Raw genomic sequence first — 11,341 nt, 5'->3', positions numbered from 1 at the left:
AGCTTGTTGATGTAACGCTGGCCGCCATCGTCGTGGAGACCCGCTCGCACGATCTGCGGCACCAGGATCGCGCCAAGAACCCCGCCAGCGATCAGGGCGTAGATATTGTTCGGCAGTTGGTTTGCCGCTCCGAACGCATCGGCAGCAGCCGATGCCGACAGGCCGATGGCCTGCGCCAAAACGATCGCCTTGACGAACCCGAGAATGCGGCTCACCATCGTTCCCGAGGCGAGAAGGGCGCTGGAACGGCCCATTCCCCGGGGCGTGTCGTCGCTCACCGTCATGCGGCGGGCCCCGCAATGCTCTGTGCTGCTGCCGCCTCAGCCTTCAACCGCCGGCGGCGTCGAATGGTTCTGATGATGCCCCCGATGAACATGAGAAGCACCAGCACCGCCACGATCGTCGTGAACGCGGTATCCCACCCGGCCTGAACATTGGTGGTCATGTAGGTGGGGCTTGAGATGGGCACATTCGTGACGCTCGAGAGCGTCACCACGAGCGAGGCGGTTCCGTTAGCGATCGACTGCACGGGGATCGCAGCGCGGCTCTGGGAACCCCCTTCGACGGTTACCGCCACCCGTCCCTCGAGAACGTCGAGGATGGCGGTGTTCGAGGTCACGGTCACATAGACAGTGACGGGGTAGGGCAGGGCATTGCTCACCGTGACGGGCAGATCGCCCGTCTCGCTGAGCAAGTTGATGGTGCTGCTCTCCAGCACCTGCACCGATTCCAGAATCTCGGTGCTCCGGTCGACGTAGGCACCCACCTCGGCGGGCCAGTCGCTCGTCGAATCAACCCACGCGGTGGAGGCAAGCGCGAGAAGCGTGCGCCGCCGCTCCCCCGTGATCAACGACGGAGTTTCGAGGATGCTCGAAAACTGCGCGATCGCGGGTTCCGTTGCGAGCATCCCGGCAACCAGGGCAACGCGGTCGGCGCCGACGGGCTGGTCGACGATCGACGCGTCGACCGCAGCCTCATCCATGGTGGCAGCGAGCGAGGTTACGACAATGCCGGGGGTCGCCGTCAGGGCGGCGATCGTCGCGGGGATTCGGTTGGTGCTGAACGGGATGTCACGACCAAAGGTTGCCAGCACTGTGGAGTCGCCAGCGGTCCATCCGGCCAGTGCTGCGGTGAGTTCGGCCATGGCCGCCACCCACGCGGCGTCGGACCCCGCCGATCCCGCCTCCCGCAGAAGCGCTGAGATGTCGCTTGTGGCGACGAGGGCGGCGCTGTCGCCGATGCGGGCGGAGGCGGGGATAGCATCCCGCACATACGACACATTGGTGGAGTCGAGAATCGTCGTGACGGGACCGGCCGCGTTAAACACGGGGAGATCTGTGGTGACGACGGTGGATTCCCTCGGCCACATCATCGCGGCAAGCGTGAAGGGCAGGTCCACAAGCTGCTCCCCCGTGGGAACCATCGATTCCGGCTCTGTTTCTTCAGAACCGGCATCATCCTCATCGCCGGGAGCGATGGTCGGGGAGATGGTTTCATCGGGCCCGGCTGTGGCCGACTCCGAGGGGGCTGGGGCTTCGGGAAACAGGTTCGGGTCAACCGTGAAGTCGGTGGGCACGGTGATGCTGCCGAGGCCCGCCTGGGCCAGGGTGGCGACATCGGCGTCGGCATAGGCCAGCGAAAAGGTCTCGTTGGGGGCACCCTCCAGCCGCTCCAGCCAGGACACGGCGGATGAGGGGGCGCTCGTTCCGAGGATGCGGATGGAGGCCAGAATCATCGGATCGATTCCGAGGGCGACGGGCTGGCCATAAAAAGCGTCGAGCTGCCGGTTGAGAACGCCGTTGGGCTGGGTATAGGCCTCGAGGTTCTCGGGGGAGATCAGCTGGGTTGTCTGCTCAGGCACCGTGATGGTGGCGGCAATGGCGAGGCTCGTCGGCAGGCCATTGGTGGCCGCGGGGGCAAGCAAGCCGGGATCCGGAGTCGTCGGCGACGCGACCGTGCCACCGAACGCGAGTGCAGTGCTGAGGAGGGCAGCGCCCACCCGTGCAATAAACGTCAGGGGCATCGGCCGGCTCCATTCATAACGCGGGCCAGCATAGGGACGATTCTAGGGGTGAGCGTCCGAGGAGTTGCTGGTGGCGCGGCGAGGGGCAGGATGCCCGACTACGCTTAACGGATGCATAGCGTCGCCACGGCAATCACGCGGCTTGCCGCTCTCGCGGAGTCCCCGCACATCTCCCGCCTCGCGACGGCGTTTCACTCCGCGGGTTACGAGCTCGCCCTCGTGGGCGGGCCCGTTCGCGACGCATTTCTCGGCAGAGAGCTGCACGATCTCGACTTCACGACAGACGCTCTGCCGGATCAGATCCTCGCAATCGTGGCCCCTCTCGCATCCGCGCACTGGGATATCGGCCGTGCCTTCGGCACGATCGGAGCCGTGATCGATGGTCACACCGTCGAAATCACGACATATCGCACGGATGCGTACGACGGTGAGACACGCAAGCCAGAGGTGGAGTTCGGAACGAGCCTCGAAGACGACCTCGTGCGCCGGGATTTCACCGTGAATGCGATGGCGCTTCGGCTGCCAGAGCAGAAACTGGTCGACCCTTCCGGGGGAATGGACGACCTGCTGGCCGGCCGTCTTTCGACGCCGTCTGCCCCCGAGGTCTCCTTCGGCGACGATCCCCTGCGCATGATGCGCGCGGCGCGGTTCACGTCACAACTCGGTTTCACGGTGACCGATGAGGTCAAAGAGGCGATGGCGGCCCTGGCTGAGCGTCTCTCGATCATCTCCCTCGAGAGGGTCAGCGACGAACTCACCAAGCTCATGGCAACGGATGCTCCGCGCGCCGGAATCGAACTGCTCGTCGACACGGGATTGGCCGAACAGGTTATCCCCGAGATTCCGGCCCTTCGCCTTCAGGTGGATGAGCACGCGCATCACAAGGATGTCTATGAGCACAGCCTCACGGTGCTTGATCAGGCGATCGAGCTGGAGAAGCAGCGGGCGACGCCTGGCGCTTCTCCGGATGTCGTGCTGCGCCTTGCCGCGCTGCTCCACGACATCGGAAAACCGGCGACGAAGCGCACCGAGGGGGGCGGAGTTGTCACGTTCCACCACCACGATGTGGTCGGAGCCAAGCTCGCGGCAAAGCGGCTACGTGCCCTGAGGTTCGATAAAGAGACGATTTCGCACGTATCCAAGCTCATCGAGCTTCATCTGCGCTTCTTCGGGTACACCGAGGGTGCGTGGACCGATTCTGCCGTTCGCCGTTATGTCCGCGATGCCGGTGACCTGCTCGAGCGGTTACATATTCTCACTCGCGCCGACGTCACGACTCGCAATCGACGCAAGGCCGCAAGGCTCGCGCATGCCTATGACGATCTTGAGGCGCGCATCCGGGTTCTCTCAGAGCAGGAGGAGCTCGCCGCAGTGCGACCCGACCTCGACGGAGAGCAGATCATGGCATTGCTCGGCATCCGGCCGGGGCGCGAAGTGGGTGAGGCTTACCGCTTTCTGCTGGAGCTGCGCCTCGACGAGGGCCCCCTCGGTGAGGAGGAGGCCACCCGTCGTCTCAGGGCATGGCATGCAGCCCGCAGTGAGGCCTAGCGAGCGTTGTCGGTGATGAATCTCTCGAGCAGCTCGCGGGCAACCGGGTCCGGGTACTGCTTGGCCGGGGACTTCATAAAGTAAGCGGATGCCGATTCGATTGGCCCGCCCAGGCCGGCATCGAGAGCAATCTTGGCGGCGCGGACAGCGTCGATGATGACACCGGCGGAGTTCGGTGAGTCCCAGACTTCGAGCTTGTATTCGAGGCTCGTGGGAGCGTTGCCGAACCCATGGCCTTCGAGGCGAACGAACGCCATCTTGCGGTCGTCAAGCCACGGAACGTAGTCGCTCGGCCCGATGTGCACGTGCTCAGCCTTGATCTCCTGGTCGACATTGCTCGTCACGGCCTGAGTCTTGGAGATCTTCTTGGAGGCAAGACGCTTGCGCTCGAGCATGTTCTTGAAGTCCATGTTGCCGCCAACGTTGAGCTGGTAGGTGCGGTCGAGCACGAGCCCTCGCTCCTCAAACAGGCGGGCGAGCACGCGGTGCGTGATCGTGGCGCCGAGCTGGCTCTTGATGTCGTCCCCGACGATGGGGATGCCCGCTTCAGTGAACTTCGCAGCCCAGACGGGGTCGCTAGCGATGAAGACGGGGAGGGCGTTGACGAATGCGACGCCGGCGTCAATCGCGGCCTGGGCGTAGTACTTGGCAGCATCCTCAGACCCGACGGGCAGGTAGCAGACGAGCACGTCGGCGCGGGCATCGCGCAGTGCCTGAGCAACATCGACCGGTGTCGCCTCTGACTCGTCGACCATGTCCCGGTAGTACTCTCCGAGCCCGTCAAGGGTCGGGCCGCGCAGCACGGTGACGCCTGTCGGTGGGACCTCGGCGAAGCGAAGCGTGTTGTTCTGGCTCGCCCACATAGCGTCGGCGAGATCGACCCCAACCTTCTCGGCATCCACATCGAACGCCGCGACAAATTCGAGGTCGCGGACGGCGTATGGCCCGAACGTGGTGTGCATGAGACCGGGGATAGTTTCGTTGTCATCCGCGTCGCGGTAGAACGTCACTCCCTGGATGAGTGAGTTTGCGCAGTTTCCGACGCCCGCGATGGCGACCCGAATCGACATTGAGATAGAGCTCCTTGATAGTGATGGGATGTTCTGACTACACTAGACAGGTTGTCCGTATGCGCCGATCCGGCTCCTCTGCAGACAACGATGCCAAAACCCTCCTGCCATAGAACGTCTATGGCCGTTTGAGTCCAAAGGAGGTGGGTTAGTCATGCATCAGTACGAACTAATGGTAATTCTCGATCCGGAGATCGATGAGCGCACCGTGGCTCCCAGCCTTGACAAGTTCCTCAACGTCATTCGCAATGACGGTGGAACCATTGACAAGGTTGATGTCTGGGGTAAGCGCCGTCTGGCTTACGAGATCAACAAGAAGGCCGAGGGCATCTACGCCGTCGTCGAGATGACCGCGAACGCGTCGGCCACCGTCGAGCTCGACCGTCAGCTCAAGCTCAGCGAAGCCGTCATGCGCACCAAGGTGCTGCGGGCTGAAGAGGCAATCGCACAGGTCGCCGCTGCCGCAAAGCTTTCCGAGGAGAAGGCCGCTCGCAAGGCAGCCGCCAGCTCGGCCGCTCCGGCCGCTCCCGCGAAGAGCGAGTAGTCAATGGCCGGCGAAACCGTCATCACTGTTGTGGGCAACCTCACGAGCGACCCTGAGCTGCGCTACACGCAGAACGGGCTAGCGGTTGCTAACTTCACCATCGCCTCCACGCCGCGCACCTTCGACCGTGCGAGCAACGAGTGGAAGGACGGCGAAGCGCTGTTCCTTCGCGCGAGTGTGTGGCGCGAGTTTGCCGAACATGTCGCCGGATCCCTCACCAAGGGTTCTCGCGTCATTGCCACTGGCCGCCTGAAGCAGCGCTCATACGAGACGAAGGAAGGCGAAAAGCGCACCAGCTTTGAGATCGAGATCGATGAGATCGGTCCGAGCCTGCGCTACGCCACCGCACAGATCACCCGCACGTCGTCCTCTCGCGAGGGTGGCGGCGGTGCTCGCGGTCCGATCGCCGATGAGCCGTGGGCTGCTTCTGCTCCCGCATCGTCGAACTCTGGCGGGGACGTGTGGAACACGCCCGGCAGCTTCAACGACGAGACCCCTTTCTAGGCCGCACGCGCACTCCGCGTACCGGCTCGAATTCAAACCGTAAGGAATAACCATGGCTGGAAAGAGCAGCGGCGATCGCCGCAAGCCACTCCGCAACACGAAGGGCGGCAAGAACGCCGCCCCCGCGAAGTCCATTCGCGTTGGCGTCATTGATTACAAGGACGTCGCAACCCTTCGCAAGTTCATCTCGGAGCGTGGAAAGATTCGCGCCCGTCGCATCACCGGTGTCTCCGTCCAGGAACAGCGCCTCATCGCTCGTGCGGTTAAGAACGCACGCGAGATGGCACTGCTCCCCTACGCCGGCTCAGGCCGTTAAGGAGCAATGACATGTCAAAGCTGATTCTGACGCACGAGGTCTCTGGCCTCGGCGCACCGGGTGACGTCATCGAGGTCAAGAACGGGTTCGCTCGTAACTACCTCGTTCCGCAGGGCCTCGCCGTGGCGTGGAGCCGCGGTGGCGAAAAGCAGATCGAGCAGATCAAGGCCGCTCGCGCGGCTCGTGAGCACGCAACGATCGAAGAAGCCAAGGACCTCAAGGCAAAGCTCGAGGCCAACAAGGTCAAGCTCTCCATCAAGGCGGGCAAGGAGGGCCGGCTCTTTGGGTCGGTCAAGAACTCCGACATCGCTGACGCGGTTGCCGCTGCGGGCCTCGGCTCCGTCGACAAACGCAAGATCGAGATCACCTCGCCGATCAAGATGACGGGCGAGCACGAGGCGACTGTTCGCCTGCGCGACGACCTCGTAGCGACGATCACCGTTCAGGTGGTTGCCGCTAAGTAGTATCCCCTCACAGGGTTCCGCAGTAGCGGTGGGCTTCGGCTCGCCGCTACTGCTTTTTAAGGCTCCGTGTCAAGAACTTGTACACAGTTGCATCGCGTACAGCACAACTCTCAACCAGAACTCTAAACATGTTTCTACACACACCATGTGGAAATTAAAATCCCTGGTCAGAGCGCCTTTAGTGCCGAAAACAATTCGGATATCCCCAGGACTCTCCACAGGTTGTGCACAACATGATCGGCGTTTCGTCGGTTAATTCCACAGGGTTATCCACAGGGTAGCTTGTGGTCTTCGATTGAGCTTCCTAGCCTTGGCCCAGGGTGCACTGCATTAGCGCCGGCGCACCCCCGCACAGAACCCGACTTACCCGACCTCGACGCGCTGCCCACCATCGCCATGCGCGGGCAATGTCGGCAGTGCGCGATATGACTACTGCAAGCAACGAACGAAAGGCGAACGATGTCTATAGCCCACCTGGGGCTGGCCGGCTCGTCTTCTGAGCGACCCTCTGAACCGCGCACGTCAGAGAGAACGCCGCCGCATGACCTGCTCGCCGAGCAGAGCGCCCTCGGTGGAATGATGCTGAGCAAGGATGCCACGGCCGATGTAATCGAATCGGTGCGGGCTGTCGACTTCTACATCCCCAAGCACGAGATCATCTTCGACGCGATCCTCAGCCTGTACTCGCACGGCGAGCCCACCGATGTGATCGCTGTGACCGACGAGCTCACTAAGTCGGGCGAAATCGGCCGCGCTGGCGGCGCCGAATACCTTCACACGCTCACGGGCGTCGTACCGACAGCAGCCAACGCCGGGTTCTACGCCGAGATCGTCGCCGAGAAGGCCGTACTCCGGCGCCTCGTCGAGGCAGGGACCCGCATTGTTCAGATGGGTTACGCCAGCGAGGGAGAAGTCACCGACCTCGTCAACAATGCTCAGGCTGAGATCTACGGCGTTGCTGGCGGCGTCGAAGCTGAAGACTACGTTCCCCTCACCGAAGCCGTGACTGCAGCGATCGACGAGATCGAGGCGGCCCGGTGCAAAGACGGCAGCATGACCGGCGTGCCCACGGGGTTCTCTGAGCTCGTCGACCTGACCAACGGGTTTCACCCGGGCCAGATGATTATCGTCGCGGCACGACCGGCACTCGGAAAGTCGACGCTTGCGCTCGACTTTGCCCGATCCGCCTCCATCAAGCACGACATGCCGTCGATCTTCTTCTCGCTCGAAATGGGCCGCTCTGAGATTGCGATGCGTCTGCTCTCGGCAGAGTCTGCCGTTCCCCTCCAGGCGATGCGCAAGGGAACCGTCGAATCCCGCGACTGGACGACCATCGCATCCACCCGTGGCCGCATCAACGACGCCCCCCTCTACATCGACGACAGCCCCAACATGACGCTCGTCGAGATCCGCGCCAAGGCTCGCCGCCTCAAACAGAAGGTCGGGCTCAAGCTCGTCGTCATCGACTATCTGCAGCTCATGACATCCGGCAAGCGCGTCGAATCGCGTCAGCAGGAGGTCTCGGAGTTCTCCCGTGCCCTCAAGCTCATGGCCAAGGAGCTTCAGGTTCCCGTCATCGCGCTCTCGCAGCTAAACCGTGGCCCCGAGCAGCGCTCCGACAAGATGCCCCAGATCTCCGACCTTCGTGAATCGGGCTCGATCGAGCAGGATGCCGACATGGTCATCCTGTTGCACCGCGAGAGCGCCTACGAGAAAGACAACCCGCGTGCGGGCGAGGCCGACCTCATCGTCGCCAAGCACCGTAACGGCCCCACCCGCACCGTGACGGTGGCCTTTCAGGGCCACTTCTCGCGGTTTACCGACATGGCGCCGATGTAGCTCATCGAAAGCGGCGCCCTCTCGACGGCGGCGCAGGAACGCGGCGGTAGACTTGCAGGGTTCGTTTACTTGCAGGAAGAGGCTCCGTGTCGTCACGCCAGGCTCCGGCCGCGTCGGTTCATTCCAGCGGCGACGCCGCTTACTGGCCCGTGCCCATCGTGCGTGCCATTCCCGCGCTCGCGGTTGGGCTTGCGATCACGTTTATCGCTGATCACTCGGCCTCGATCGGCCTCATCTATTTCGCAGTTTTCGCCATCGCATCCGGTCTGGTTATGGCCCTCTTCGGTGCGCGGCGCGTCCAGGATCGAACGACGCGGCGCATCACGACCGGTCAGGGCATTATCGGCATCGTGCTCGGCGCTGTCGCTCTCCTGCTTCTCGCCGTTGCCACAAGCGCAGCGGCGCTTCTCGCAATGCTCGCCGCCTATGCCGCCCTCACCGGCGCACTCGAGCTGTATGCGGGCCAGCGCAATCGCGGCACGGCGGTCGCCCGCGACTGGCTCACCGTCGGCGCAGCCACGATGCTGCTGGCGATCGTGTTTGTGCTGATCCCGCCGGACTCGCTTCTGGCCGTCGGACTTTTGGGTGCCTACTGCGTTCTGCTCGGCGTCTATCTGATCATCGCCGGGCTCTCGCTCAAATGGGCGGTCACTGCCGCTGACACAACGAATTCATCAGGGCAGCCCGAGCCCACAACAGGAGTTTCACCATGACCCAACCCACCCGCAAAGATGTGATGCGACCCTATGAGTACCTCGGCATCGCGGCGGCGATCGGGGTCTTCTGCGGCCTCATCATTCTCGCTACCACCCGCGACGTACTCATCACCATCATCGGCTTTGGCGTGATCTTCATCCTCGCGCTGCTGACTCTCGCACTCCTGGCGATCGCCATGAAGCCCGGTGAGGCCGAGCAAGAAGAACTCGATGAGCGCTCTGGCGGCGTTCTGCGCAAGAACGACGGCTCAACCGACGCTCACTAGCAGCATGCCCCTGCCCGTGCCGCTGCCCCGCGGCTAGCTGAGCAGGCGATCCACGAGCTGCGAGGCGAGACCGGTGTAGGTGGCCGGCGTCAGCTCGACAAGGCGGGCCTTGGCGTCGTCGCCGATGTCGAGACCGGTGACGAACGCGATGAGCTGCTGCTGATCCACCCGGTTGCCGCGCGTGAGCTCCTTGAGCAGGGCATACGGGTCCGTGATGCTGCTGCGGCCAGCGGTGACCTCGGCGCGAACGACGGTCTGAATCGCCTCGGCCAGCACCTCCCAATTGACATTGAGATCGGCGGCCAGCTTTGCCTCGTTGAGGTTGATCTCGGCGAGACCCCGCTGAATGTTGTCGATCGCGAGCAGGGAGTGACCGAACGCGACGCCGATGTTGCGCTGCGTTGTGGAGTCGGTGAGGTCGCGCTGAAGGCGCGAGGTCACGAGCGTCTGCGCGAGTGATTCGAGCAGGGCGCCCGCGATCTCCAGGTTGGCCTCGGCGTTCTCGAACCGGATCGGGTTGATCTTGTGGGGCATCGTCGACGAGCCCGTCGCACCCTTGACGGGAACCTGCGTGAAGTAGCCCATCGAAATGTAGGTCCACACATCCGTGCACAGGTTGTGCAGGATGCGGCCGGCATGATCGATGGCCTGGTAGAGCTCTGCCTGCCAGTCGTGCGACTCGATCTGGGTCGTCAGCGGGTTGAACGTGAGGCCAAGGCCTTCGACGAACTCCTGGGACAGGGCGGGCCAGTCCTGAGCGGGATCGGCGGACGCGTGTGCGGCGAAGGTGCCCGTCGCGCCGCTGAACTTGCCGAGGTATTCCACCCGGTCGATGCGGTCGAGAACGCGGCGCAGGCGGTGAACGAACACCGCGAGCTCCTTGCCCATCGTTGTGGGCGTTGCGGGCTGGCCGTGGGTGAGCGCGAGCATTGCGGCATCACGGTGGGCGACGGCACGCTCGGCCAGGGTGTCGACGAGCGTCTGGATGCGCGGGCGCCACACCTCGGCAACGGCCGACCGAATCGTGAGCGCGTACGAGAGGTTGTTGATGTCCTCGCTCGTGCAGGCGAAATGGGTGAGCTCGGCGATCGAGTCGAGGCCGAGGCGCGAGAGCTGCGCGCGCACGTAATACTCGACGGCCTTAACGTCGTGGCGCGTGACGGCTTCTTCGCGGGCGAGGGCATCGATGGCATCCTGACCAAAGTCGGTCACGACCGCGCGCAGCGATGCCTTCTGGTCGTCCGTGAGCGGGCTCGAGCCGGCGAAGCTGCGGTCGGTCAAGAAGATGAGCCACTCGACCTCGACCTGCACGCGAGCCCGGTTGAGCCCTGCTTCGGAGAGGTACTCCCCCAGGTCGCTCACTGCGGCGCGGTAGCGGCCGTCGAGAGGGCTAAGGGGCTGGATGGGAAGGGGGGTCATGAAACTCCTCGCCGGACGGCCGGCTCAATCTGGCGGAACAATGCCGCGCTTGCCTGGTGAATCATCCGCAGCACGCTGTCGAAGAGTGCTGCGTCGGAATAGTAGGGGTCGGGAACATCGAGTTGTTGCTGCTCTTGGTCGAAGCTGAGGAGAAGGTGCACTTTGCTGCGGTCTGCAGGATTCGAGGCCCACGCCTTGAGAATGCGCTCGTGACTGCGGTCGAAGGCGACGACCAGGTCGAGACGATCAAACCAATCGGGGTCGAACTGGCGGGCCCTGTGCGAGGTGCCGTCGAAACCGTGCTGGGAGAGGGCAGAAATGGTGCGCTCATCGGAACGTTCGCCGACGTGCCAGTCACCGGTTCCGGCTGACATGACCGAGATCACGCCGTCGTACCCCGCACGCGTGGCGATGTCGCGAAAGATCGATTCCGCCATCGGTGAGCGGCAAATATTGCCCGTGCACACGAAGCAGATGCGAAAAAGAGCCGACTCGTCGGGGAGGCGGTCGAAGCTCATGTGTCTATTGTCGCGCAGTTCTTGCTCCGCCGGTGAGCCTGTCCTCCCCAGCGAGACGCGCACTCCGCCTTCCCCCCTTCGGGCTCGGGCTGCCGTGGCCACAGAACGACGCGG

12 protein-coding genes and 1 pseudogene are annotated in these 11,341 nt (G+C 63.6%); 8 read left to right on the top strand and 5 right to left on the bottom strand.

Annotated features, from left to right (window positions below):
* Together AC062T_RS02295 and AC062T_RS02290 are read right to left on the bottom strand one after the other, a co-directional pair.
* A pseudogene (locus AC062T_RS02295) lies at window positions 1-284 on the bottom strand (murein biosynthesis integral membrane protein MurJ); the annotation flags it as partial.
* A complete protein-coding gene (locus tag AC062T_RS02290; RefSeq protein WP_476027013.1) occupies window positions 281-2,023 on the bottom strand; it encodes a DUF6049 family protein in 1,743 nt (580 codons plus the stop codon). The pseudogene AC062T_RS02295 and the gene AC062T_RS02290, both read right to left, overlap by 4 nt.
* 111 nt (window positions 2,024-2,134) lie before the next feature.
* Here AC062T_RS02290 and AC062T_RS02285 point away from each other — a divergent pair, with 111 nt between their 5' ends.
* On the top strand, window positions 2,135-3,571 hold the full coding sequence (locus AC062T_RS02285) for a CCA tRNA nucleotidyltransferase (protein ID WP_476027011.1): 1,437 nt from the start codon (window positions 2,135-2,137) through the stop codon (window positions 3,569-3,571).
* Here AC062T_RS02285 and AC062T_RS02280 read toward each other — a convergent pair.
* Window positions 3,568-4,641: an inositol-3-phosphate synthase gene (locus tag AC062T_RS02280; RefSeq protein ID WP_476027009.1), complete on the bottom strand. Its 1,074-nt coding sequence runs from the start codon at window positions 4,639-4,641 to the stop codon at window positions 3,568-3,570. The genes AC062T_RS02285 and AC062T_RS02280 overlap by 4 nt on opposite strands.
* A 154-nt stretch (window positions 4,642-4,795) precedes the next feature.
* Between AC062T_RS02280 and rpsF the strand changes: the two genes are divergently transcribed.
* From rpsF to AC062T_RS02245, 7 genes are all read left to right on the top strand, one after another.
* Window positions 4,796-5,185, top strand: coding sequence for a 30S ribosomal protein S6 (gene rpsF, locus AC062T_RS02275; RefSeq protein WP_108518599.1), 390 nt, complete (start codon window positions 4,796-4,798; stop codon window positions 5,183-5,185).
* A gap of 3 nt (window positions 5,186-5,188) precedes the next feature.
* Complete coding sequence (locus tag AC062T_RS02270) at window positions 5,189-5,689, top strand: single-stranded DNA-binding protein (RefSeq protein ID WP_108518597.1); 501 nt, start codon at window positions 5,189-5,191, stop codon at window positions 5,687-5,689.
* 52 nt (window positions 5,690-5,741) lie between these two features.
* Window positions 5,742-6,005, top strand: a complete 264-nt coding sequence (gene rpsR, locus AC062T_RS02265; RefSeq protein WP_108518595.1) for a 30S ribosomal protein S18 — start codon at window positions 5,742-5,744, stop codon at window positions 6,003-6,005.
* An 11-nt stretch (window positions 6,006-6,016) separates the two neighbouring features.
* Entirely contained in the window at window positions 6,017-6,469 is a 453-nt protein-coding gene (rplI, locus tag AC062T_RS02260) for a 50S ribosomal protein L9 (protein WP_108518593.1), read from the top strand.
* Window positions 6,470-6,928: 459 nt separating this feature from the next.
* Complete coding sequence (gene dnaB, locus AC062T_RS02255; RefSeq protein ID WP_476027006.1) at window positions 6,929-8,308, top strand: replicative DNA helicase; 1,380 nt, start codon at window positions 6,929-6,931, stop codon at window positions 8,306-8,308.
* 86 nt (window positions 8,309-8,394) lie between these two features.
* Window positions 8,395-9,021, top strand: a complete 627-nt coding sequence (locus AC062T_RS02250) for a hypothetical protein (RefSeq protein WP_476027004.1) — start codon at window positions 8,395-8,397, stop codon at window positions 9,019-9,021.
* On the top strand, window positions 9,018-9,290 hold the full coding sequence (locus AC062T_RS02245; protein WP_476027002.1) for a hypothetical protein: 273 nt from the start codon (window positions 9,018-9,020) through the stop codon (window positions 9,288-9,290). The genes AC062T_RS02250 and AC062T_RS02245 overlap by 4 nt, the downstream gene beginning before the upstream one ends.
* 33 nt (window positions 9,291-9,323) lie before the next feature.
* On the opposite strand, the gene purB is transcribed toward AC062T_RS02245, so the two are convergent.
* Together purB and AC062T_RS02235 are read right to left on the bottom strand one after the other, a co-directional pair.
* The gene (gene purB, locus AC062T_RS02240) at window positions 9,324-10,709 is read right to left on the bottom strand and encodes an adenylosuccinate lyase (protein WP_476027000.1); all 1,386 of its coding nucleotides are present in this window, start codon (window positions 10,707-10,709) and stop codon (window positions 9,324-9,326) included.
* On the bottom strand, window positions 10,706-11,227 hold the full coding sequence (locus tag AC062T_RS02235; RefSeq protein WP_476026998.1) for a low molecular weight protein-tyrosine-phosphatase: 522 nt from the start codon (window positions 11,225-11,227) through the stop codon (window positions 10,706-10,708). The genes purB and AC062T_RS02235 overlap by 4 nt, the downstream gene beginning before the upstream one ends.
* Window positions 11,228-11,341: the final 114 nt, after the last annotated feature.

Source organism: Homoserinimonas sp. (assembly GCF_056262345.1).
Note: the sequence above shows the minus strand (reverse complement) of the source record. Positions and strands in the feature narration are given on the sequence as shown.